The sequence below is a fragment of the Streptomyces gardneri genome, from assembly GCF_006539185.1.
GTDB classification, from domain to species: domain Bacteria; phylum Actinomycetota; class Actinomycetes; order Streptomycetales; family Streptomycetaceae; genus Streptomyces; species Streptomyces gardneri.
In genome coordinates, this window is the sequence record NZ_BJMN01000042.1 from 60,537 (window position 1) to 83,528 (window position 22,992).

Here is a 22,992-nt window from a genome sequence, read left to right on the forward strand (position 1 = left end):
ACGCCGGCCGTCCGCCCTGCTGTCAGCCCCCGGCAGGACGACACCTCAGCCCGACGGGACAACCCTTCAGCCCAACAGGAGGACGACCCTTCCGCCCTACGCCACCGTCGTGAGCGCCGCCGGGCTGCGCCGGCCGTGCAGGGTGACGAGCACCGTCGTCGTGGTGGCGAGGACCGCGAGCGCGGGCAGGGCCGGGACGAGCCCGACGAGCGGCCCCGCCGCGAGGCAGCACCCCCCGCCGACGGCCAGGGCGGTCGGTCGGCGGCCCGTCGTGCGCAGCACGATCGCGGCGGCGCCGAGCAGGAAGATGCCGACGCCTCCGGTGAGGGACCAGGCGACGACCCCGTGCAGGGGCTCGGCGAGGCCGTAGTGGCCGGTGTCGGCGACCTGTTGGAGGACCTTCTTCATACCGAGCGCGCAGAGCACGATGCCCGCGACCAGCGGCAGATGGAGGAAGGTGTACACGTCCCGGGCGAAGCGGGTGCGGTCGTCGCCGTCGAGTCCGTCGAGCCGGTGCTCGGCGGCCTCGCCGAGCTGCCGGAAGTACAGCCGCCACAGGCCGGCCGCGAGCAGCAGCCCGGCGGCCGAGGCGCCGAGGACGGGGAACGTGAGGGGGAAGCCCGAGACCCCGACGCCCATCGCGACGATGGACTCGCCGAGGGCGATGATCACGATCAGGCCGTGGCGTTCGGCGAAGTGCCCGGGGGAGGTGACCCGCCAGCCGGACGAGCCGGTGACGTAGATACCGCCGTAGTCGACGGCCACCGCGCTGATCCACAGCAGGAGTTGGACCTTGCCGCTGTAGGCGCTGCCGATCAACAGCAGGACGAGGGGCGGCAGTACGGACACCAGCGCCGTGCGACGCAGGGTGGCGCGCAGCTTCGCGTCCCCGGGACTGGAGAGCCAGTAGGAGGCCAGGTGCAGGACGCGCACCGCGCCGTAACAGAGGACGAACACGAGCGGGGCCGAGAGTCCGCCGGGCGCGTCCGCGAAGACCTCGGGCACGGCGAGGGACACGATCAGGACGACGGCCATGACGGTGACGAGGACGGCGAACACCCCACCGGAGTCGGCCCGTACGACGTTTCCCAGCCACGCGAAGCAGCACCAGCACCACCACAGCAGCGCCAGCACGACCATCCCGCCGACCACCCCCACCGGTGAGGGATGCACCGCCATGAGGGCGGTGACCTGCGTGATCGCGTACACGAACACGAGGTCGAAGAAGAGCTCCGCAGGCGTCACCCGGTGATCGTCCACGGTGGCCACGATGAGAGCCCGTTCCCTGTTCCATGCCATGTGCATCTCCCCCTCCGAGGGACCGGTCCCGGCCACCCCGGCGCGAAGACTACTCACGCAAAGGACCGTGCGACACGCCTGTCCGGACTCCGACCCCCGCCCACCCGACTCCTCGCCCACCGGCCGCCCTAGCCACCGGCATTCGAAGGTGGCCAGGTGCACCCTAGGGTGTGCGGGTGGTCCCTTCCGACGCTGCGTTGAAGACGCGTTTTCTGGTCCTGCACGACTACGGCATGGGCGGCAGCTGGTGGTGGGTCCACGCCCGGTCCGAACAGGAGGTGCTGGAGACCTTCGCGGACGTGGAGGTCGTGCACAGCGAGGCCACTCTCGCGGAGGCCGAGACGTGGGGTCTTGACGAGGCCGACGTCGATGGACCGACGGCACCACCCGGCTTGGCCGAGGCCCGAGCCGAACGGGATACCCAGCGCGGTATGCCGGGCTTCGGCGCCTTGGCCGGCCGGAACCTGCTGTACCTGCGCCGCCGTTGGGACGAGGACGACGACCCGATGGTCTACCTGATCGAGGTCGGCCCCGACGGTCGTCGGCTCCGCCAGGTCGAGCTGACCGAGGACGGAACGGCCTACCGGAGCACCCCGGAGGACTGGCCCTTCAACCCGCCGTGGGTGGACCGCTACGACCCCGCGTGGGTGCCGTTCGTGATCGGCCAAGAGGAGTTCGAGACCCAGTGGACCCGGGCCGTCCACGATCCGAGCCGCTGGGAATAGGGCCTGCCCGGCAGGAACCCTCCTCGCCCCCGTCGGTCAGGAGGGGGGCTCTTGGGTGTGAGGGAGCAGGCGGTCGTTCGAGGCTCAGGGAGGCTCCGCATTACCTCGTAGGTAATCGACCCCTCCGCGGTCGCGCGGCATGCTCATGAACACCGGAACCCGGGCGGCGCACTCCGCTCGGGCTCCGGATCCACCACCAGCCCGAACGTCCCCCATGGAGGGTGATCCGCCATGTCCCAGGCCCTGATGACCGGTCTCGCCCGCACCACCCGGCCGCAGACCGCGGTGCGCCGTTTCCTCGCCCTCGACGCGCTCGTCACCGGGGCCAACGGTCTCGCCTATTTCGCGGCCTCCGGGCCGCTCGGTGAGCTCCTCGGTATCGACGCGGCCCTGCTGCTCGAACTCGGTCTCTTCCTCACCGCGTACGCCGCCGGCGTCGCCTGGCTCGCGAGCCGCCCCCAGCCCCCGGCCCTCGGCGTCAAGCTCGTCATCGACCTCAACGCCCTCTGGGCCGTCCTGAGCATCGTCGCCCTCTTCGCCTGGCTGGAGCCGACCACCGCCGGCCTGCTGTGGACGCCGATGCAGGCGGCCACCGTCGCCGGGTTCGCCCTGCTCCAGTGGACCGCCCTGCGCGCCGTCGCCGCTACTCGCTGACCTCGGCGGCCAGGGCCTGGAGGTACGCGACCGTCTCCGCGTCGGCCGGGAGCAGCGTCTCGATGGCCAGCTCGGCGACGGTCACGTCCATCGGAGTGTTGAACGTCGAGATCGACGACACGAACGACAGGATCCGCCCGTCGTGCTCGATCCGCATCGGCAGCGCGATGTACGGATACGGCTCCGCGTCCGGCTCGCTCTCCTCCTCCGCACCCGGCGGCAGCGGATACGCCGCCACCTCCTCGTACAGCTCGCGCAGCGCCTCCGACCGGGCCAGGGCGATCTGCCGCTCCATCTGGGCCAGCAGATGCCCCCGCCACTCCCGCAGGTTCCGGATCCTCGGCGCGAGGCCCTCCGGGTGGAGGGTGAGGCGCATCGCGTTCAGCGGCGGGGCGAGCAGATGCTCCGGGAGCCCGTCGAGCAGCAGCCCGATGCCCCGGTTGGCCGCCACCACCGTGTACGAGCCGTCCACCACGAACGCCGGATACGGCTCGTATCCCCGCAGCAGCCGCTCGATGCCCTCGCGCAGCACCTCCAGGTGCGGGGCGCCGAGCGGCGACTCCGTGTACCGGGGGGCGTAACCGGCGGCGAGCAGCAGCGCGTTCCGCTCCCGCACGGGCACGTCCAGGTGCTCGGCGAGTCTGAGGACCATCTCCTCGCTCGGCCGGGAGCGGCCCGTCTCCACGAAGGAGATGTGCCGCGCCGAGGAGTCGGCGCGCAGCGCGAGCTCCAGCTGACTCAGTCTCCGCTGCTCACGCCATCCGCGCAGCAACGGCCCTACCCCCGTGTCGCTCACGACAGTCGTCATGGCCAGACGGTATCCCAGTGGGGGACCCGGGTAGCTTCCCCGGGGGACCCCGTCCCGCACCACGCACCACCCGACCGGAGGGAGCACCACCGTGCCCACACAGCCTTTGTCGCAGAAGGAGATCGAGGACCGACTGCGGGAACTCCCCGGGTGGTCCGTCGAGAGCGACCGTCTCATCCGCACCTACCGGCTCGGCGACCACTTCGCCGCGACCGCCCTCGTCGTGCACGTGGCCCAGATCCAGCAGGAGCTCGACCACCACTCCGACCTGACCCTCGGCTACAACACCGTGGCCGTGTCCGTGAACACCCACTCCGTCGGCGGGGCCGTCACCGAGCTGGACTTCCGGCTCGCCGAGCGCGTCGAGGGGATCGCACCGGGCCACGGCGCCAACTGACCGGCCGTTCTCTTCTGTTCCTCTCTTCCGTACGTAAGATCATCCGCATGGCGGACACCATGCTCGACTACGAGGCCGAGGCGGCGCACTACGACCGGACCCGCGGAGGCGTGCCCCGCGCCGAGGCCGCGGCCGAGGCCGTGCTGCGCCTCGTGCCGCCCGGCGCGCGCACGCTTCTCGACGTCGCCTGCGGCACCGGCCTCGTCACCGAACGCCTCACCAGGGCCGGTCTGCGCGTGTACGGGGCCGACGCCGCCCACGCGATGCTGCGGGCGGCCGCCGGGCGCCTGCCGGGCCGGACCGTCCGCGCCGACGCCCGGCGACTGCCGCTGCCCGACGCCTCCGTGGACGCGGTCTCCGCCGTCTGGCTGCTGCACCTCGTCCCCTTCGCCCCGGAGATCGTCGCCGAAGCCGCCCGCGTCCTGCGCCCCGGCGGTGTCCTGATCGCCACCGTCGACAAGGACGCCGCCCACGACGTCGGCAGCGACATCGACGAGATCCTCCGCCCCCACCGCTCGGAGACCGACGCCGGAGACCGCTCGGACCTGATCACCCGTCACGCTACCGCCCACGGCCTCGACCCCGCCCCGGGCGACCACTTCACCGGCCACGGACAAGGCCGCACCCCCGACGACACCGTGCGAAGGCTGCGCAGCGGCTACTTCGCCTCCTGGTACGACGGCGACCCGACGTCCACCGAGACACTCGCCGCCGCCCTCGCCGCCCTCCCGGACCAGGACCGCCCCCGTGACGACCCTCGCTACCGGCTGGCCAGCTTCGTCAAGCGCGGCTGAACTCCATCACCCAGTTCGTCACCCACTCCGCCCCGCCCTCCCGGCCGGCGGACGCGAACGCCTGCTCCCAGCGCGCCGTCTCCGCCATGGCTGGACTGCAGGAGGACTTCACTGACACCTTGTGTCAGTGAAGTCCAGCCGACTCATCTCGATCCTTCTGCTGCTCCGCACCCGGGGCCGGATGACCGCCGCCGAGCTCGCCGCGGAGCTGGAGGTCTCCGTACGCACCGTCTACCGCGACGTCGAGTCACTGCACCTCGCCGGGGTGCCGCTCTACGGGGACGCCGGACACCGCGGCGGCTACCGGCTCCTCGCCGGGCACCGCTCCCACCTCACCGACCTGTTCAGCCGCGAGGCCGAGGCGCTCGTCCTCGCCGGCATGCCCGGCGCCGCCGAAGGGCTGGGGCTCGGACCGCACTTCGCCGACGCCCAGCTGAAACTGCGCGCGGGCCTCCCGGCGCCGCTGCGCGAGCACGTCGACCGGCTGCGCGCCCGCTTCCACATCGACGCCCCCGGCTGGTACGACGAGGGCCACGAGGCTCCGTTCCTTCCACAGGTCGCCGACGCGGTCCGCGCCGGCCGGGTGCTGGAGCTCCGCTACCGGCGCTGGACGGCGCCGACCGACGTCGACCGGCGCCTCGAACCGTACGGCCTCGTCCTCAAGGCGGGCCGCTGGTACCTGATCGCGGGGCCCGGCCCCCGGACCTACCGCGTCGACCAGATCCTCGACCTCACCGTCACCGACGAGGAGGCCACCATCCCGGAGGGCTTCGACCTGGCAGGGCACTGGCGCGCGAGCCAGGCCGACTTCCACGCCCGGCTGCACCGGGGCGAGGCGCTCGTCCGCGTCTCCGCGGCCGGTGCGGCCCGGCTGACCGGCGCCGCCGCCCGGGCGCTCGCCGCGACCGGCGTCCCGGAGCCCGACGGCTGGACCCGGGCCACCCTCCCCGTCGAATCGACCGAGCACGCCCACGACACCTTCCTCGCACTCGGCACCGACGTGGAGGTCCTGGCCCCCGAGGAGCTCCGCACCCGCATGGCGGAGACCGTACGGACGCTCGCACAGCGGTACACCTGAGGCGGCCTCAGGCCCCCGGCCCACCTCAGGCCCCCGGCCCGCCTCAGGCCCCCGGCCCGCCTCAGGCCCCCGGACCGCTCCCGGTCGCCGTACCGCCCCAGGCCTCCGCCGCGAACGTGGCGAACGAGCGCGGCTCGCGGCCCAGGATCCGCTTCACCCCGTCCGTCGCCGAGGCGTTGTGGCCGTCGAGGAGCGTCGCGAACAGCGCCGCGAGCCACTCGGCCTCCGGGGCCGGCAGACCGAACCCAATGAGGAGCGCGGCGTACTCCTCCTCCGGCATCGCCTCGTAGGCCACCGGGCGACCCGAGACGCGCGAGATCTCCGCCGCCACCTCGGCGAAGGACACCGGCCGCGGCCCCGTCACCTCGTGCACCCGCCCCGCGTGCCCGTCCGCCGTCAGGGTCGCGACGACCACGTCCGCGAGGTCGTCCGCGTCGATGAACGGCTCCGCCGTGTCCCCTGCGGGGAAGACCAGCGTCCCCTCCGCGACGCCCTCCGCGAGCAGCCCCTCGGAGAAGTTCTGCGCGAAGAACGAGGCTCGTACGACGGTCAGTTCGACCCCGCTCGCCGCCTTCCGCAGCGCCTCCTCCGCCACGACCGCCTCGGGCTCCCCGCGCCCGGACAGCAGCGTCAGGTGCCGCACCCCGCTCTCGGCGGCGAGCTCGCCGAAGACGCTCATCGCGTCCGCCGCTCCCGGGGCCGCGAGGTCCGGGTAGTAGGCCACGTACGCGGCGTCCGACCCCCGGAGCGCCGGACCCCAGGTCTCCGGGGCCTCCCAGTCGAAGGGAGTCGATCCGGTACGGGACCCGGCGCGGACGGTCACCCCGAGCGCCCCGAGCCGATCGGCCACCCGCCGCCCGGTCTTGCCGGAGGCGCTCGTGACGAGGACCGTCCGTGCGCCGGGCGCGGCCTGAACGGCCTGAACGGACTGGTTGTTCTGCGTGCTCTGCGTGTTCTGCGTGTTCGTCGTCATGGCTCAAGACTCCCGTCCAGCGCCGCTCCCGCCCATGCTCCGCAGTCTCATCCGCCTACGCCTCCGTCTCACCCCCGCGCAGCGCCTACGCTTGCCGACCATGGACGCACTCGCCGGACTCCTCGACGGGCCCCGCGCCAAGGGCGCCTTCCTGCTCCGCATGATCATGGAGCCGCCCTGGTCCGTCCGCATCGAGGACGGCGCGCCCCTCTGCCTCATGTGCGTCACCGAGGGCGAGGCCTGGGTCGTCCCCGACGCCGGCGAACCCGTCCTCCTGCGGCCCGGCGACATCGCCATCGCCCGCGGCCCGGAGCCGTACACCGTCGCCGGCGCCCCCGACGCCCCGCCCCGCGCCCGCATCGGTCCCGACGGCGGCTGCACCACCCTCAGCGGGGAGCCGCTCGCCCAGACCATGCGCCTCGGCGTCCGGACCTGGGGCAACGCCCCGGACGGCCGCAACACCGTCCTCGTCGGCACCTACCGGATGGACGGCGAGGTCGGCCGCCGGCTGCTCGACGCCCTGCCGACCCTGCTCCACCTGCCCGCCGACGTGTGGACCTGCCCCCTGATGCCCTTCCTCGACGAGGAGATCGCCCGCGACGAACCCGGCCAGACCGTCGTCCTCGACCGGGTCCTCGACCTGCTGCTCATCGCCGTCGTCCGCGCCTGGTTCTCCCGGCCCGGAGCCGAGGCGCCCGCCTGGTACAAGGCCATGGGCGATCCGGTCGTCGGCCGGGCGCTGCGGCTCCTCCAGAACGACCCCGCCCACCCCTGGACCGTCGCCTCGCTCGCGGCGAAGTCCGGCGTCTCCCGGGCCGCGCTCGCCCGCCGCTTCGCCGAGCTCGTCGGCGAGACCCCGATGGCGTACCTCACGGACTGGCGGCTCGCGCTCGCCGCCGATCTGCTGCGCGAGACGGACGCCACCGTCGAGGCGGTCGCCCGACAGGTCGGATACAGCGGCGCCTTCGCCCTGAGCGCCGCCTTCAAACGGGTACGCGGCGTCAGCCCGCAGGAGCACCGCGCCCGGAGCTGAGCGCTCCGGCCGGCGACATGAACAGGAGACTCTTTGCCGGACCGGCAACATTTCTCGCGCATCCGGGCGCCTCGCCGCACCCTGGAACCATGAGCCAGCACCACGCATCCCACCAGGGCCACGACCACGGGCAGAACCAGCACAACCAGCAGAGCCACGACCACAGCCCGGGCCACCACCACGACGGCACCCACCTGGACTGGAGCGAGATGGCCCTGCTCCTGGAGCGGCAGGCCGAGATCGCGAGTCCCGCCTACACCGAGGCCGCCGCCTGGCTCGGCACGCTCGCCCCGGTCCACGGCGTCCGGCGCGTCCTCGACATCGGCAGCGGTCCCGGTGTCGTCACCAGCCTGCTCGCGGAGGCCTTCCCGGTCGCCGAGACCGTCGCCGTCGACGGCAGCCCCGAACTCCTCGTACGGGCCCGCGACCGTGCCGAGGCCCGTGGCCTCGGCGCCCGCGTCTCCACCCTCCACGCCGAACTCCCCGAAGCCATCGGCATTCTCGGCGAGGCCGACCTCGTCTGGGCGGGCAACTCCCTGCACCACATCGGCGACCAGCGGGCCGCGCTCGCGGAGTTCGCGGGCCTCCTGCGCCCCGGCGGTATGATCGCGCTCGTCGAGGGCGGCCTGCCCACCCGCCACCTGCCCTGGCACATCGGCATCGGCCGACCGGGCCTCGAAGCCCGCCTCGACGCCGCCCACGCCTACTGGTTCGGCGAGATGCGCGCCGGGCTTCCCGGCTCCGTCGACGAGCCGGACGACTGGCGGGCGCTCCTCGCCGACGCCGGCCTCACCCCCGCGGGCACCCGCACCTTCCTCACGGACGTCCCCGCGCCCGTCTCCCCGGTCGTCCGGGAGCTGGCCGTCTCGCACTACCAGCGGTTCCGCGAGGGCTTCGGCGACCGGATCGACGCGGACGACCGCAAGACGCTCGACCGGCTCCTCGACCCGGCCGACGAGAAGTCCCTGCACCACCGCACGGACCTCTTCCATCTGACGGCCCGGACCGTCCACACTGCCCGCAAGGGCTGACGGCCCGGGCGCGGCCTTCAGGACACCGGCTCCAACTGCCACCACTGGGAGGGGGAGTCGGTGTCCTCCCACTGCCGTACGGACGCGCCCACCTCCCGCGAGCCGTCCGCGACCTCCAGGTACAGCCCGCTGACGAAGCTCACGAGCGCCACCGTCCCCGGCGACTGGAGGTCCTGCTCGATGATCCACTCCTGCGCGCCGAAGTTGTTCGGCTTCCACTGCTGGATCAGCGCGCCGTTCTCCGTGGACGCGTTCATGACGTCGAGCCGCTTGCCGCTGGCCGCGTTGACCAGGTGGTAGAGGCCGCCGCCGTTCGGCACCGTCGCGATGTGCCAGTGCTGCCCGGGGGCGCCGTCCTCGACCCCCTGGTGCATCTTGGCGCCACTGCGGGCCGACCCTCCGGGCACCTCGAGAAGCAGCCCGCTCGCCACGTTCCGTACCCGGTAGAGACCGTCCTCGACGGGACTCGGAGCACCACTCACGGTCCGTTCCCCCTCTCTCGTACGCCCGCTCACGCGCCGACGTGGAACTCCGCCGGGTCCGGCCCGATACGACGGTTCTCGTCGAGCGCGGCGATCGCCGCCAGGTCCTCCGGGTCGAGCGTGAAGTCGAAGACGTCGATGTTCTCGCGGATGCGCGAGGGGGTCACCGACTTCGGGATCACCACGTTCCCCAGCTGGAGATGCCAGCGCAGCACCACCTGGGCCGGCGTCCGCCCGTGCTTCCGCGCGATCGCCACGATCGCCGGAACCTCCAGGATCCCCTTGCCCTGGCCGAGCGGCGACCACGCCTCCGTCGCGATGCCGTGCCGGGCGTGCGCCTCGCGCGAGGCCGACTGCTGGAGCTGCGGGTGGAGCTCGATCTGGTTGACGGCCGGCACGACGGACGTCTCGCCGATCAGCCGCTCCAGGTGCTCGGGAAGGAAGTTCGAGACGCCGATCGCCCGCGCCCGCCCGTCCGCGTGGATCTTCTCGAAGGCCCGGTACGTGTCGACGTACGTGTCCTTCGACGGCAGCGGCCAGTGGATCAGGTACAGGTCGACGTGGTCGAGGCCCAGCTTCTCCAGCGAGGCGTCGAAGGCGCGCATCGTCGCGTCGTAACCCTGGTCGCTGTTCCACAGCTTGGTGGTGACGAACAGCTCCTCGCGCGGGATCCCCGAGGCGGCCACGGCCTGCCCGGTGCCCCGCTCGTTCTGGTAGATCGCGGCCGTGTCGATCGAGCGGTAGCCGGCCTCCAGGGCGGTGGCCACGGCCGTCGCCGCCTCGTCGTCCGGCACCTGCCACACGCCGAAGCCCAGCTGCGGCATCGGCACGCCGTTGTTCAGGGTGAGGGAAGGGACCTTGCTGTCCGTGCTCACGTGCGGTCGTTCCTAACGTCGTCGGATTACTCCCTGGGGCAACGATCTCAGCCCCCGTCGCATTCCGCCGCGCGTGGAGCCGCTCCGAGGTACGCCTCGCGTACGGCCGGGTCGGACCGGACCTCGGCGGCCGTCCCCTCGGCCAGGACGCGGCCGAGGTCCAGGACCACGACGCGCGAGCACAGCTCCATCACGAAGCCCACGTTGTGCTCGACGAGCAGTACCGCGCAGTTCTCCTCCTCGGCCATGTGGCGGACGACGACGGCGAGTCGACGGCGCTCCTCGGCGGTCGTCCCGGAGGCGGGTTCGTCGAGGAGGAGCACACGGGGCGGGTCGGCGAGGGCCCGGGCGAGCTCGACCATCCGGGCCTGCCCGACCGGCAGCGCGCCCGCGTACGAGCCGGTGAGCGCGTCGAGCCCGCACTCGCGGAGCACGGCGTCGGCCCGCTCGCGGTGGCGGCGCGTCCCCGGCCGCAGCCCGCTCCGCCAGTCCTGGGCCACCACCAGGTTGTCGGCCACCGTCAGCTGCCCGAAGAGCTGCTGGCGCTGGAAGGTGCGGCGGATGCCGTGGCGGGCCCGCCACACGGGGGAGCGGCGGGTGATGTCCTCGCCCGCGAACGTGACGCTTCCGCCGTCGGGCCGACGGATGCCGGACAGCACGTCGAACAGCGTGGTCTTGCCGGCGCCGTTCGGCCCGATGAGTCCGCAGACCTCCCCGGGGCGTACGGAGATGGTCACGTCCCGCAGGGCGTGGACGCCGCCGAAGCGGACGCCGATCCCGCCGGCGTGGAGCAGCGCACTCGTCATCGACGGACTCCCGTCCCCAGATAGGCCTCGGCGAGCCGGTCCGTGTCCACCTCGGAGCGCGGCCCGGACCAGGCGATCCCGCCCTGTGAGAGGTACGCGACGGTGTCGGCGACACCGAGGACCTCGGCCGCCTTCTCCTCGACGAGGAGCAGCGCCGTGCCGCTCGCCCGCAGCTCGGTGAGGAGGCGGAAGACCTCGTCCACGACGCGGGGCGCGAGCCCGAGGGAGGGCTCGTCGGCGACGAGGACGGTGGGCGGGCGCTGGAGGAGCGGGGCGAGCGCCAGGATCTGCTGTTCGCCGCCGGACAGGGAGCCTGCGGCGACGGAGCGGCGGGAGGCGAGCGCGGGAAAACGCGCGTACACGGCGTCCCGGTCCTCGGGCGCGGGCAGTTGCAGGGCCAGGTTCTCCTCGATGGACAGCCCGGCGAAGATCCCCCGCCCCTCGGGCGCGAGCCGCACCCCACGCCGGGCCCGCCGGACGGTGTCGTCCCGGGTGGCGTCCAGGCCCCCCACCCGTACGTGCCCGGCGGACGGCCGGAGCAGGCCGGCGGCCACCCGGCACAGGGTCGACTTGCCCGCCCCGTTGGGTCCGAGCAGCACGAGCACCTCCCCGCCGCGCACCTCCAGGTCGACCCCGTGCACCACCGCCGCGCCCCCGTACCCGGCCCGCACTCCGCGCAACGCGAGCGCGGGCGGCTCGGATCCGGGCCTCGGCACCGGCTCGCGGGGTCCCCGGCGGATGGCCGTGGTTCCGGCGGGAACCGGGTCGCGCGACGAATCGAGCGCCGGGTCGAGCGCCGGGGCGCGCGACGAATCGGACGCCGACTCGGGCGCCGGTGCCTGCTCGGGCACGGGAACCGCCACCGCCACCGCCACCGCCACCGCCGCCGGCACCTCCACCGCCGCCGGCGGGGCGTCACCCCGCCCCCGTACAGCCGCCGCCCGCGCCGCCCACCGCGAAGGCAGCGCCGCGCAGTACCCGTCCGGGTCGTTCGCGAGGGCCAGGCCCGCGAGGCCGAAGAGGATCACCGGCAGATGCGCGGACTCCGTCACATAGGTCGCCAGCAGGTGCGGGACCACCGCGAAGGCCAGCCCGGCCACCACGGCGAACTGCGGACGCCGGACCCCCGCCGCGACCACGACCGCCAGCCACACCAGGCCCGTCATCGCCGTGAAGTCCGTCGCCGTGATCCGCGTGTTGTACGAGGCGTACAGCACGCCCCCGAAGCCCGCGAGGCCCGCCGACACCGTGAAGACGAGGAGCTTCGTGCGGACCACCGACACCCCGGAGGCCGCGGCGGCCTCCGGCGCCGAGCGGACCGCGAGCACGGCCCGGCCCCAGCGGGAGCCGCGCAGCAGGGTCAGCAGCCACACGACCGCCCCGGACAGCAGGACCAGCGCGACCCCCAGCGCCCGGTCGTCGCCGAGGTCCAGCGGGCCGAGGACGGGACGCGGGATCTCCCAGCCCGTGTCCCCGTTGCGCAGCCACCCCACCTGGAACAGCACCTGGTCCGCCAGGAACGCGAGGGCCAGCGTGGCCAGCGCCAGCGACCGGCCGCCCAGCCGCAGCGCGGGCAGCGCGACCACCGCGCCGAGCAGCGCCGCCGCGGCCGTACCGACCGCGGCCGCCGCCACGAAGGGCCAGCCGCGGCTCATAAGGAGACCCGCCACCAGCGCCGCCCCCGTCACGAACGTCGCCTGGGCGAGCGACACCATCGCACCGAGCCCCGTGACCACCGTGAACGACATGAAGACGAGACCGATCGCGAGGCCCTGCGCGAGGATCCCCGACCAGAACGGCGTGGTGACCGTGTAGAAGGCCGTCGCGAGGAGTGCGCCCGCCACCACCCAGGCCCCCCATCGGCGGCCCCGGCCCTTCCCGGCGAGGTAGTCGACCGGCGGTGGATCTGCGGCGGCCGTGCCCGCCGCGCGCCGCCGCCGCGCCAGGACGACGAGGCCGCCGAAGAGGATCAGGAACGGCACCGCCGTACGGAAGCCGGTGATGTCCTCGGCGAACGAGGCGTACCCCGCCACCAGGTTCTGCAGCACGCCGAGTCCGAGCCCGCCCGCGAACGCGAGCGGCACGGAGAGGAACCGCCCGAGCACCGCCGCGGTCGCGGAGACGAACAGGAACAGTGTGTAGTCGTGGGCGGAGAGGCCGAGGAGCGGGGTCGCGAGGACCCCGGCGAGACCCGCGAGGCCCGAGGACAGCATCCACGCGATCGAGGACAGCCGGTCCGCGCTGATGCCCCGCAGCTCCGTCAGCGAGCGGTTGTCGACGGCCGCCCGCAGCCGCAGACCGAGCCGGGTGTGCCGCATCAGGACCCACAGACCGGCCGCCACCAGGGCCGTCGCGACCCAGGTGATCAGCTGGTCGGAGTCGATGCCGACGCCGTCGAGGGGTTGCCACGACACCGCGGGGCTCGGGCCCACCCCGGGGAGCCCGAACTGGTTCTCGGCGGGCTGGACCGGGGCGCCGGCCCGCTCCAGGAGCTCGACCACCCACAGGCCGGCCGCCGGCAGGGCGACCAGCAGGCCGATCGTGGCCACGATCTGCGCCGTCTCGCCGACCCGGGCCAGCTTGCGGAACATCAGCCGGTCAAGGCCCCAGCCGAGCGCGGGCGCGACGACGCACACGAGCAGCAGCGCCGTCGGCACGGCGGGCCAGCCGAAGCCGGAGTGGAGCTCGTAGAAGGCGAGCGCGCACAGGTAGGCGGTGGCGCCATGCGCGAAGTTGAAGAGTCCGGAGGCGGAGTACGAGAGCACGAGGCCGGTCGCGAGCAGCGCGTACAGCGCGCCCGAGACCAGCCCGCTCAGCACGAAGCCCAGCAGGTCACCCACGGCGAGGCGCCCCTAGCCGAAGGGGATCGCCGGATAGCACTTGAACGGCACCGCCACCTCGTAGCGGCCGTTCTTCAGCCGGACGAGCGCCCCGCAGCCGAAGCTCTCCTTCTGCCCCTTGGGCTCGGCGCGGTCGCCGACGAGCGTGCCGGTGTCGGAGAAGCCGCTCGCGGCCTTCTGGAAGGACTCGACGGTCAGCTCCTTGCCCGCCTTCGCGGCGATGGACAGGAAGAGGTCGGCCGACATGTACCCCGTCATCATGTGCATGTTGAGCGGCACATCCTTCCCGCCGGCTGCCTTCTTGATGTCCGCCTTGAACTGCGTCATCGCGGGGCTGTACGCCTCGAAGGGCTGGAACTGCAGCAGCACGTGCACCCCGTCGAGCGCCTGCCGTGTCGCGTCCTTCGCGAGCAGCCCCGGGTCGTAGTCGGTCGGGTCGGAGATGACGCCCTTGTAGCCTGACCGCTTGAGCGCGGTGAACAGGCCGATGTTGTACGGGGTCTGCATCACCGAGACGACGGCGTCGGGCGCGGAGCCGCCGGGACCCGAGCGGAGGATCTCCTTGGTGTACGCCGACCAGTCGCTCGGCATGGAGGTCGCGGGCACCGAGGCCTTGGCGTACGCGAGGGTGAAGCCGGCCGCCTTGAAGCCCTGGGTGAAGGTACGGATGCCGAACTTGCCCGCGTCGCTGTCGCCGGCGATCAGCGCGACCGACTTCCCCCGGGCGCCGCCGAGGACGGTGGCGAGCCCCTCCGGCCAGGTCTGGTTGAGGGTGCCGCCCGGGGTCGGGACGAGGCAGCCGTTGAAGCCGTAGATGTGCTTCGGTCCGCAGAACGAGGGAAGCGTGCCCCAGCCGACGGTGGGGACCTTCTGGCCGTCGAGGAAGTCGGCTCCGGCGAAGGTGACCGAGCTCATGGGGGAGACGGCGAAGACCTTGTCCTGCTGGACGAGCTTGCGCGCCGCCGCGAGGTTCCTGGCCGGGTCCTGGCCGTCGTCCTCGGCGCCCAGGTAGTCGATCCTGCGGCCGTTGACACCGCCCTCGGCGTTGGCCCGGTCGTAGCGCGCCTTGGCGCCGAGATCGGTGTCCTTCTTGGAGTAGCCGCTCGCGGTGGTCATGGAGACGATGCCGCCGACCTTGATCGCGTCGGCGGTGACTCCGCGTACGGATGCTCCGGGGGCGCCGGGCTTCTCCGAAGTCCCGCCGGTGGAGGCCGAGTTGCAGGCGGTGGCGAGGAGCAGGGCCGCTGATGCGGCGGCGAGGGTGCGGATCGGTCGCAGCACGTTCGGTCGTCCCTCCGTCGGGTGACCGCATTCTGTGACCGAGCTGATGAACCGTCAATAACTGACGCAACGTCAATTGATGATGCGTCAGAACTGCTCGGCCGGCGCCCCCGTCACTACTCGGCCGGGCCCCGTCACCCGTACAGCGCCTCGACCTCCGCCGCGTACGCCCGCTCGATCGCCTTCCGCTTCAGCTTCAGCGAAGGAGTCAGCAGCCCGTGCTCCTCGCTGAACGGATGCGCCAGGATCCGGAACGTACGGATCGACTCCGCCTGCGACACCAGCGTGTTGGCCGCCACCACACCCCGCCGGATTTCCGTCTCCAGCGACGGATCGCGCACCAGCTCGGCCGGCGACAGCGGCACCCGCCCCTGCATCGCGAGCCAGTGCTCCACCGCCTCCTGGTCGATCGTCACCAACGCGGCGATGTAGGGCCGGTCGTTGCCCACGACGATGCACTGGGCGATCAGCGGATGCGCCCGCACCCGCTCCTCCAGACCCGACGGCGCGACGCTCTTGCCGCCCGAGGTCACCAGGATCTCCTTCTTCCGCCCGGTGATCGTCAGATAGCCGTCCTCGTCGAGCGACCCCAGGTCACCCGTGGCCAGCCAGCCGTCGTTGAGGACGGCGGAGGTCGACCGAGGGTCGTTCAGGTAACCGGAGAACACCTGCCCGCCGTGCAGCCACACCTCGCCGTCCTCCGCGATGTGCACCGTCGTCCCCGGGACCGGCTGCCCGACCGTGCCGTACCGCGTCCGCTCCGGCGGGTTCGCGGTGGCCGCGGCGGACGACTCGGTCAGCCCGTACCCCTCGAAGACCGTGATCCCGGCGCCCGCGAAGAACAGGCCCTGCCGGCGGGCCATCGCCGAGCCGCCCGACATCGCGTGCCGCATCCGCCCGCCCAGCGCGGCGCGGACCTTCCCGTACACCGTCTTCTCGAAGAACTGGTGCTGCACGCGCAGCGCGGCCGACGGACCCGGGCCCGTGCCGAACGCCTTGTGCTCCAGCGCCTCTGCGTACGCGACCGCCACCTCCACGGCCTTGTCGAAGGGCGCCGCACGCCCCTCGCGCTCCGCCTTGCGCCGGGCCGCGTGGAAGACCTTCTCGAAGACGTACGGGACGGCGAGGACGAAACTCGGCCGGAACGCCGCCAGATCCGGCAGCAGCTCCGCGGCCGCCATCACGGGCTGGTGCCCCAGCTTCACCCCGGCCCGGACCGCCGCCACCTCCACCATCCGCCCGAAGACGTGCGCCAGCGGCAGGAACAGCAGGGTCGACGCCTGCTCCCCGGGCCGGGACCGGAAGACCGGGTCCCAGCGGCCGGTCAGCATGTCCGACTCGAACATGAAGTTCGCGTGGGTGATCACACAGCCCTTCGGGCGGCCCGTCGTCCCCGAGGTGTAGATGACCGTGGCCACCGACTCGGGCGTCACCGCCCGCCGGTGCCGCTGCACGACGTCCTCGTCGATCTCCGCGCCCGCCGCCGTCAGCTCGGCCACGGCTCCCGCCCCCGAGTCCAGCTGCCACAGGCGCTGGAGCCGGGGGAGCCGGTCGATCACCGACCCGATCGTCATCGCGTGGTCCTCGTGCTCCACCACACACGCCGTGACCTCGGAGTCGTGCAGCATCCAGAAGACCTGCTCGGCGGAGGACGTCGGATAGATCGGCACGGGCTGCGCGCCCAGCGTCCACAGCGCGAAGTCGAAGAGCGTCCACTCGTAGCGGGTACGGGACATGATCGCGACCCGGTCGCCGAACCGCACACCCTGCGCGATCAGCCCCTTCGCGAGACCGAGGACCTCGTCCCGGAACATCGCGGACGTCACGTCCCGCCACTCCCCGTCCGGGCCCTTGCGGCCGAACGCGACCCGGTCCGGGTCGGCGAGAGCATGCTCGAACACGGCGTCCGCCAGACCGCCGACCTGAGGTGCCGCCGCGACGGGCGGCACGGTGAACTCGCGCACTGGCCTGCTCTCCCTTCCTCAGGGCCTGCCCGGCGGATCAGGGTCGGGTAGGCCCTCGCCGGCTCGTCGCTCGATGGCTGAAAGGGACCGCTGTCGCGCTCCGTACGGCGCGGGTGACGGTACCCCACCCGCCTGCCCGGCGGGAGGGCCTTCACCAAGCCGGGACATTCCGCGTTCCTACAGGTCAGGGCGGGTGAGGAGACCAAGTCGCGGGTACGGCGGGTGCATTGCAGACCGCTCGGTACGTCCACCCGGCGCGAATCTCCACGGAATCTGTACCCCCTGCGCACGGAAGGGCGGTACGAAGCCGACATGGCCGATCCGAACGGGCTTCCGAAGACCCGCGCCCCGCCCCGCCCGCGCCCCGGATCAGCGCGGTCGGTGCAGGCGGTCGCCGCCCGCCAGGATCGCCTCCGCCAGCGCGTCCGCCGCCTCCTGCGTCGCACCGCCCCGCCGCCCCCGCAACAGCACGAAACCGACCTCGCCCAGCTCCGGAAGCCCCGCACGCGCCGGCACCGGGACGAGCCCCTCCGGCACCAGGCCCCGCGTGTGCGCCATCACCCCGAGCCCCGCCCGCGCCGCCGCGACGTTCGCGCTCAGGCTGGAACTCGTACACGCGATCCGCCACGCCCGGCCCTGCGCCTGCAACGCCTCCAACGCCCGCGCCCGCGTGATGCCCGGCGGCGGGAACAGGATGAGCGGCACCGGCCGGTCCGGCTCGACCCGCAGCCCCGGCGCCCCGATCCAGATCAGCGAGTCCTGCCAGACGAGCCGCCCCTCGCTCTCCTCACCGCCCTCGCCCCCCTCACCGCGCCGCTTCGCCAGGATCAGATCCAGCCGGCCCTGCGCCAGCCGCGCCTGGAGCGTCCCCGACAGCTCGACCGTCAGCTCCAGGTCGACCTCGGGGTGCTCGCGCCGGAAGGACTCCAGGATCTCCGGCAGCCGCGTCGTCACGAAGTCCTCCGACGCCCCGAACCGCAGCCGCCCCCGCAGCCGCGTCCCGCCGAACCACGCCGCGGCCCGCTCGTGCGCCTGGAGGATCGCGCGCGCGAAACCCAGCATCGCCTCACCGTCCTCCGTCAGCTCCACACTGTGCGTGTCCCGCGAGAAGAGAGGACGCCCCGTCGCCTCCTCGAGGCGACGGACGTGCTGGCTGACCGTCGACTGCCGCACGCCCAGCCGCCGCGCGGCCTGCGTGAAGCTCAGCGTCTGGGCCACGGCGAGAAACGTGCGCAACTGCGTCGGTTCGTACACAGGACGACCGTACCCCTCGCTCATCACGGATCGCGATGACAGTCAGAGCGCTGTACGGGATTCCCGATCACCACCCGCTGGACCAGGATGGAAGGGCACCCCGTACTCCACAGAGCTGAAGCCCATGAACCGCCGCACCCCCCTCCGCATCCCCGCACCCCGCCTGCCGTCCCGGCTCCCCGTCGACGCGTTCGTCCTGGCGCTGCTCGGCACCGTCGGCCTCGCCGCGCTGCTGCCCGCGTCCGGGGCCGCCGCCACCGTCGCGAAGGGCGCCTCTACCGCGGCCGTGGCACTGCTCTTCTTCCTCTACGGGGCCCGGCTCTCCACCCGCGAGGCACTCGACGGCCTCCGGCACTGGCGACTCCACCTCACCGTCCTCGCCTGCACCTTCCTGCTCTTCCCGCTCCTCGGACTCGCCGCACGAGGCCTCGTCCCCACCGTGCTCACCCCGCAGCTCTTCAGCGGACTGCTCTTCCTCTGCCTCGTGCCCTCCACCATCCAGTCCTCCATCGCCTTCACCTCCATCGCCCGCGGAAACGTTCCCGCCGCGATCTGCGCCGGCTCCTTCTCCTCCCTCGCCGGCATCGTCCTGACCCCGCTCCTCGCCGCCCTCCTCCTCGGCGGCAGCACCGGCGGCCTCTCCGCCGACTCCCTCCTGAAGATCGTCCTCCAGCTCCTCGTGCCCTTCCTCGCCGGACAGCTCCTGCGCCGCTGGGTCGGCGGCTTCCTCGTCCGCCACAAGAAGATCCTCGGCCGCGTCGACCGGGGCTCGATCCTCCTCGTCGTCTACACCGCCTTCAGCCAGGGCATGGTCGCCGGCGTCTGGCAGCTCGTGACCCCGGCACGCCTCGGGCTGCTCCTCGCCGTCGAGGCCGTCCTCCTCGCCGTCATGCTGACCCTGACCTGGTACGGGGCGAAGCGCCTCGGCTTCGACCGGGCCGACCGCGTCGCCATCCAGTTCGCCGGCTCCAAGAAGAGCCTCGCGGCCGGACTTCCCATGGCCAGCGTCCTCTTCGGCGCCCACGCCTCCCTTGCCGTACTCCCGCTGATGCTCTTCCACCAGATGCAGCTGATGGTCTGCGCCGTCATCGCCAGACGCCGCTCCCACGACCCCAGGGAGCCGCTTCCGGCCACCTCCGCCCCGCACCCCGCACCCGTCGGCCGGATCACACCCCCACCCGCCCCACGATGATCATCCGGGCCGCTACGGTGCTCCCATGCCCTCTCTCGATCCCGGCCGCACCGCACTCGTCCTCGTCGACCTGATGGAGCGGATCGTCGCGCTGCCCCTCGCCCCGCGCCCCGGCACCGACGTCCTCGCCGCCGCGGCCCGGCTCGCCGACACCTTCCGGGCCGCCGGAGCGCCCGTCGTCCACATCCGCGTCGAACGGCCGAACATCGCGACCCAGCCGCCCGGCAGCGAGCTCGTCCCCGACCTCGTCCAGGCCGGCGACCACGTCGTCGTGAAGCGCACCATCGGCGGCTTCCACGACACGGGACTCCACGCACTGCTCACCGGAGTCGGCGCCACGACCCTCGTCCTCGGCGGCATCGCCACCAACCTCGGCGTCGAGTCCACCGCCCGCGCCGCCGGCGACCTCGGCTACGACCTCGTCTTCGCCGAGGACGCCATGACCGCCCTCACCGCCGACGAACACCGGGCCTCCGTCGAGCTCGACTTCCCCCGCCTCGGCACCGTCGCACCCGTCTCGGCGATCACCCTGGACGGCCCCGCGTGACCCCAGTCCCGATACGGTACGGGGCCCGCCCCTGCTCCCTCGTCGTCTGCCGCGGCTGCTGCTGCGGCGACGCCCGCAAGAACCCCGGCACCGACCACGCGGCCCAGCTCGCCCGGCTCCGCGAGGCCGCCGCGGCCTCCGGCGGCCGACTCGCCGTCCGTACGAGCGACTGCCTCGGCCCCTGCGCCCAGGCCAACATCATCGTCGTCCAGCCCTCCACCGAGGGCCGCAGGCGCGGCGGCCGGGCCGCCTGGATCGGCTTCACCCTCGACGACGACTGCCTCGACGACATCCTCGTCTGGACGAAGGCCGGCGGCCCCGGCATCGCCGAGCCCCCGGCCACCCTCGCCCTGCAGATGATCGACCCGCCGAAGAACTGACCCCCGCACCCACCAGCGCCGGTGCCGCACGCGGGAGGCGGCGCGGGGTCATCGGGCGATCGGGGCGGCACCGGTCGCGGCGACGGACAGGTCCCACAGCCGTGCGGCCGAATCCGGGTCGATGGCGTAGGCGCGGACTCCGCCATCGTCCATGGGAGCGCCGGGAGCGGAGACGCCGGCGATGTCGCAGTCCTCCAGGTAGAGGCCGCCGAGGCCGTCGAGGAGCGAGGAAGTGGCGGCCCACAGGCCGGTGGCGGCGCCCTGAGCCGGGGTCTTGAAGCCGGCGCCGATCACCCTGCCGCGCTCGTCCACCCACCCGCGGTCGATCTGCTCCTGGAGTGCCATCTCCCGCTGCAGCCCGGTGATGATCTTGCCCGGGTGGAGCGCGAACGCCCGGACGCCGTCGCCGCGGCCGAGGGCGTCGAGGTGCACGGCGAAGAGAGCGTTGGCGGTCTTGGCCTGGCCGTAGGCCAGCCACTTGTCGTAGCCGGTACGGAAGTGCGGGTCGTGCCAGCGAATGTCGGTCAGGGTGTGGCCGGCGGAGCTGTTGACCACGACGCGAGCACCGCCGGCGGCGGCCAGGAGAGGGTAGAGCTCACAGACGAGGGCGAAGTGCCCGAAGTGGTTGGCCGTGAGCTGGCTCTCCCAGCCGGGCCCCACGTGGCGTTCGGGGGTGGCCATGACTCCGGCGACGGCCATGAGCAGGTCGATCCTGGTCAGGGAGCTGCCGATCCGTGCGGTGGCGGCGCGCACACTGTCGAGGTCCGCCAGGTCCATGGGGACGACCTCGCAGCCCTCCACGTCCGCGAGCGCGGCGCGGGCGATGTCGGGTCGGCGCGCGGGGACGACGACCCGGGCCCCGGCGGCAGCCAGGGCGCGGGTGGTCTCCAAGCCGAGTCCGGAGTAGCCCCCGGTCACGACGGCGCTCGTGCCGGAGAGATCGAGGCCGGCGGTGATGTCCTGGGCGGTGCTGGTGGCGGAGAAGGGCGAGCCGAGCGGCTGCTGATCCGTGCTGGTCATGCTCACGACGCTACGATCTAGAGCGAGGTCTAGATCAAGTCCTAGGCTGTGGTGCATGGCAGCCATCGAGACTCCTGCGGAGCCACTGGCCATCGGCGAGGTGGCCGAGCGGACCGGACTCACCGTGCACGCTCTGCGCTTCTACGAGCGCGAGGGCCTGCTGGTCGGACCGATCCAACGCACGGCCGGCGGTCGGCGGCGGTACACCACCCTCGATGTCGACTGGCTCCAGATCTGCGTCAAGCTACGGGAATCCGGGATGCCGTTGGCCGACCTCAAGCGGTTCGCCGAGCTCGTGCGGCACGGCCGGGGCAACGAGGCGGAACGCCTGCGACTCCTCGATGCCCACCGGCAGCGCGTCGACGCCCAGATCCAGGCTCTGGAGGAGTGCCGCTCCGTCATCACCTGGAAGGTCGGCGTCTACGCCGAACACCTCGCCCGCGGCGAGGCCGACGGACTCTGGGCCCCGACCCCTGAGCCCCGCACCCAGGGCCTGTCCGGCGGATCAGCGTCGGATAGGCCCTAGGGGGTGTCCGGAAAGCCCCGCCTGGCCCGCGGGCAGCCGACGCTGCTTTTCCGGACACCCCCTAGGCCGGACACCCCCTAGGCCGGACACCCCCTAGGCCGGACACGGCCTAGACGGCGATCCGGTGCTCGCCCGCGTACACGTTCATGTTCTCCCCGCGCAGGAAGCCGACCAGCGTCAGCCCCGTCTCGGCCGCCAGGTCCACCGCGAGCGAGGACGGCGCCGACACCGCGGCGAGCACCGGGATCCCCGCCATCACCGCCTTCTGCGCCAGCTCGAACGACGCCCGCCCCGACACCAGCAGCACCGCCCGCTCCAGCGGCAGCAGCCCCTCCTGCAGCGCCCGCCCCACCAGCTTGTCCACGGCGTTGTGCCGGCCCACGTCCTCCCGTACGTCGAGCAGCTCGCCGTCCTCCGTGAACAGCGCCGCCGCGTGCAGCCCACCGGTCGAGTCGAAGACCCGCTGCGCCGCCCGCAACCGCTCCGGCAGGACGGACAGCAGCGCGGGCGCGAGCCGCACGGGAGGCGTGTCGGCGATCGGGAAGCGCGCCGTCGTGCGCACCGCGTCCAGGCTGGCCTTCCCGCACAGCCCGCACGACGACGTCGTGTAGACGTTCCGCTCGAGCGAGATGTCCGGGACGACCACGCCCGGCGCCAGCTGCACGTCCACCACGTTGTACGTGTTCCGGCCGTCGTCCGTCGCCCCGGCGCAGTACACGATGTTCCGCACGTCCGAGGCGGCGGCCAGGACACCCTCGCTCACGAGGAAGCCCGCCGCGAGCGCGAAGTCGTCCCCCGGGGTGCGCATGGTGATGGCGATCGGCTTGCCGTTCAGCCGGATCTCCAGCGGCTCCTCCGCCACCAGGGTGTCGGGGCGCGTGTTCACCGCCCCGCCGCGGATCCGCATGACACGCCGCCGCTCGGTGACCCGTCCCATCGTGATCGCACTCGATTCTCTCGCGTGGAAGGCCGTGAGGCCGCGAAATCGCGACGGAAACGGCCCTGGCGGGGCCATTCTCCGTCACCCGGGACC

At 73.0% G+C, this 22,992-nt stretch carries 23 protein-coding genes and 1 pseudogene; 11 read left to right on the forward strand and 13 right to left on the reverse strand.

Features of this window, described 5'->3' with window-relative positions; translation table 11 throughout:
• Nucleotides 1-96 precede the first annotated feature (96 nt).
• Nucleotides 97-1,299 (reverse strand): low temperature requirement protein A, encoded by a 1,203-nt coding sequence (locus SGA01_RS29555; RefSeq protein ID WP_141300166.1) that lies wholly within the window; start codon nt 1,297-1,299, stop codon nt 97-99.
• A 197-nt stretch (nt 1,300-1,496) separates the two neighbouring features.
• Between SGA01_RS29555 and SGA01_RS29560 the strand changes: the two genes are divergently transcribed.
• Both SGA01_RS29560 and SGA01_RS29565 read left to right on the forward strand, forming a co-directional pair.
• Nucleotides 1,497-2,024 carry a hypothetical protein gene (locus SGA01_RS29560; RefSeq protein ID WP_218037853.1) on the forward strand — a complete coding sequence of 176 codons (528 nt, stop codon included), beginning with the start codon at nt 1,497-1,499 and terminating at the stop codon, nt 2,022-2,024.
• Nucleotides 2,025-2,255: 231 nt separating this feature from the next.
• Nucleotides 2,256-2,678 (forward strand): hypothetical protein, encoded by a 423-nt coding sequence (locus SGA01_RS29565; protein WP_141300168.1) that lies wholly within the window; start codon nt 2,256-2,258, stop codon nt 2,676-2,678.
• On the opposite strand, the gene SGA01_RS29570 is transcribed toward SGA01_RS29565, so the two are convergent.
• On the reverse strand, nt 2,668-3,486 hold the full coding sequence (locus tag SGA01_RS29570) for a helix-turn-helix domain-containing protein (RefSeq protein ID WP_055640541.1): 819 nt from the start codon (nt 3,484-3,486) through the stop codon (nt 2,668-2,670). The two genes, SGA01_RS29565 and SGA01_RS29570, sit on opposite strands and share 11 nt — an antisense overlap.
• A gap of 91 nt (nt 3,487-3,577) precedes the next feature.
• On the opposite strand from SGA01_RS29570, the gene SGA01_RS29575 reads away from it, so the two are divergent.
• The 3 genes from SGA01_RS29575 (at nt 3,578) to SGA01_RS29585 (ending at nt 5,755) form a co-directional block, all read left to right on the forward strand.
• Complete coding sequence (locus SGA01_RS29575) at nt 3,578-3,883, forward strand: 4a-hydroxytetrahydrobiopterin dehydratase (RefSeq protein WP_141300170.1); 306 nt, start codon at nt 3,578-3,580, stop codon at nt 3,881-3,883.
• 59 nt (nt 3,884-3,942) lie between these two features.
• Nucleotides 3,943-4,677: a class I SAM-dependent methyltransferase gene (locus tag SGA01_RS29580; protein WP_141300226.1), complete on the forward strand. Its 735-nt coding sequence runs from the start codon at nt 3,943-3,945 to the stop codon at nt 4,675-4,677.
• A 127-nt stretch (nt 4,678-4,804) separates the two neighbouring features.
• A complete protein-coding gene (locus tag SGA01_RS29585; protein ID WP_141300172.1) occupies nt 4,805-5,755 on the forward strand; it encodes a helix-turn-helix transcriptional regulator in 951 nt (316 codons plus the stop codon).
• A 61-nt stretch (nt 5,756-5,816) separates the two neighbouring features.
• Here SGA01_RS29585 and SGA01_RS29590 read toward each other — a convergent pair whose 3' ends face one another.
• The gene (locus SGA01_RS29590) at nt 5,817-6,728 is read right to left on the reverse strand and encodes an NmrA family NAD(P)-binding protein (protein WP_141300174.1); all 912 of its coding nucleotides are present in this window, start codon (nt 6,726-6,728) and stop codon (nt 5,817-5,819) included.
• A gap of 100 nt (nt 6,729-6,828) precedes the next feature.
• Between SGA01_RS29590 and SGA01_RS29595 the strand changes: the two genes are divergently transcribed.
• Nucleotides 6,829-7,761, forward strand: a complete 933-nt coding sequence (locus tag SGA01_RS29595) for an AraC family transcriptional regulator (protein WP_141300176.1) — start codon at nt 6,829-6,831, stop codon at nt 7,759-7,761.
• Nucleotides 7,762-7,850: 89 nt separating this feature from the next.
• The gene (locus tag SGA01_RS29600) at nt 7,851-8,792 is read left to right on the forward strand and encodes a class I SAM-dependent methyltransferase (protein ID WP_141300178.1); all 942 of its coding nucleotides are present in this window, start codon (nt 7,851-7,853) and stop codon (nt 8,790-8,792) included.
• A 17-nt stretch (nt 8,793-8,809) separates the two neighbouring features.
• Here the strand turns inward: SGA01_RS29600 and SGA01_RS29605 are convergent, their stop codons facing one another.
• From SGA01_RS29605 to SGA01_RS29635, 8 genes and pseudogenes are all read right to left on the reverse strand, one after another.
• A complete protein-coding gene (locus SGA01_RS29605) occupies nt 8,810-9,274 on the reverse strand; it encodes an RICIN domain-containing protein (protein WP_055640535.1) in 465 nt (154 codons plus the stop codon).
• Between the two features lie 29 nt (nt 9,275-9,303).
• On the reverse strand, nt 9,304-10,098 hold the full coding sequence (locus SGA01_RS29610) for an aldo/keto reductase (RefSeq protein ID WP_055645930.1): 795 nt from the start codon (nt 10,096-10,098) through the stop codon (nt 9,304-9,306).
• Between the two features lie 98 nt (nt 10,099-10,196).
• Nucleotides 10,197-10,397: an ABC transporter ATP-binding protein C-terminal domain-containing protein gene (locus SGA01_RS43105; RefSeq protein ID WP_435843317.1), complete on the reverse strand. Its 201-nt coding sequence runs from the start codon at nt 10,395-10,397 to the stop codon at nt 10,197-10,199.
• A 63-nt stretch (nt 10,398-10,460) separates the two neighbouring features.
• Nucleotides 10,461-10,919 (reverse strand): annotated as a pseudogene (locus SGA01_RS43110) (ATP-binding cassette domain-containing protein); the annotation flags it as partial.
• Nucleotides 10,920-10,951: 32 nt separating this feature from the next.
• Nucleotides 10,952-13,795, reverse strand: coding sequence for an ABC transporter permease subunit (locus SGA01_RS29620; protein WP_141300182.1), 2,844 nt, complete (start codon nt 13,793-13,795; stop codon nt 10,952-10,954).
• Between the two features lie 12 nt (nt 13,796-13,807).
• Complete coding sequence (locus SGA01_RS29625) at nt 13,808-15,076, reverse strand: ABC transporter substrate-binding protein (protein ID WP_141300184.1); 1,269 nt, start codon at nt 15,074-15,076, stop codon at nt 13,808-13,810.
• 134 nt (nt 15,077-15,210) lie between these two features.
• Nucleotides 15,211-17,040 carry an AMP-dependent synthetase/ligase gene (locus tag SGA01_RS29630; protein WP_141300186.1) on the reverse strand — a complete coding sequence of 610 codons (1,830 nt, stop codon included), beginning with the start codon at nt 17,038-17,040 and terminating at the stop codon, nt 15,211-15,213.
• A 369-nt stretch (nt 17,041-17,409) separates the two neighbouring features.
• Nucleotides 17,410-18,294 (reverse strand): LysR substrate-binding domain-containing protein, encoded by an 885-nt coding sequence (locus SGA01_RS29635; protein WP_255325284.1) that lies wholly within the window; start codon nt 18,292-18,294, stop codon nt 17,410-17,412.
• A 124-nt stretch (nt 18,295-18,418) separates the two neighbouring features.
• Here SGA01_RS29635 and SGA01_RS29640 point away from each other — a divergent pair, with 124 nt between their 5' ends.
• Genes SGA01_RS29640 through SGA01_RS29650 form a run of 3 tightly spaced genes read left to right on the forward strand, consistent with a single transcriptional unit; the run spans nt 18,419 to nt 20,413 of the window.
• Entirely contained in the window at nt 18,419-19,486 is a 1,068-nt protein-coding gene (locus SGA01_RS29640; protein WP_229917843.1) for a bile acid:sodium symporter family protein, read from the forward strand.
• Nucleotides 19,487-19,511: 25 nt separating this feature from the next.
• Nucleotides 19,512-20,033 (forward strand): isochorismatase family protein, encoded by a 522-nt coding sequence (locus SGA01_RS29645; RefSeq protein ID WP_141300190.1) that lies wholly within the window; start codon nt 19,512-19,514, stop codon nt 20,031-20,033.
• On the forward strand, nt 20,030-20,413 hold the full coding sequence (locus SGA01_RS29650; protein WP_141300192.1) for a (2Fe-2S) ferredoxin domain-containing protein: 384 nt from the start codon (nt 20,030-20,032) through the stop codon (nt 20,411-20,413). The genes SGA01_RS29645 and SGA01_RS29650 overlap by 4 nt, the downstream gene beginning before the upstream one ends.
• A 48-nt stretch (nt 20,414-20,461) precedes the next feature.
• Here SGA01_RS29650 and SGA01_RS29655 read toward each other — a convergent pair whose 3' ends face one another.
• Complete coding sequence (locus SGA01_RS29655; RefSeq protein ID WP_141300194.1) at nt 20,462-21,433, reverse strand: oxidoreductase; 972 nt, start codon at nt 21,431-21,433, stop codon at nt 20,462-20,464.
• A 55-nt stretch (nt 21,434-21,488) separates the two neighbouring features.
• On the opposite strand from SGA01_RS29655, the gene SGA01_RS29660 reads away from it, so the two are divergent.
• Nucleotides 21,489-21,959 (forward strand): MerR family transcriptional regulator, encoded by a 471-nt coding sequence (locus SGA01_RS29660; protein ID WP_141300196.1) that lies wholly within the window; start codon nt 21,489-21,491, stop codon nt 21,957-21,959.
• A gap of 109 nt (nt 21,960-22,068) precedes the next feature.
• Here the strand turns inward: SGA01_RS29660 and fdhD are convergent, their stop codons facing one another.
• Nucleotides 22,069-22,896, reverse strand: coding sequence for a formate dehydrogenase accessory sulfurtransferase FdhD (fdhD, locus tag SGA01_RS29665; RefSeq protein WP_141300198.1), 828 nt, complete (start codon nt 22,894-22,896; stop codon nt 22,069-22,071).
• Between the last annotated feature and the right edge of the window lie 96 nt (nt 22,897-22,992).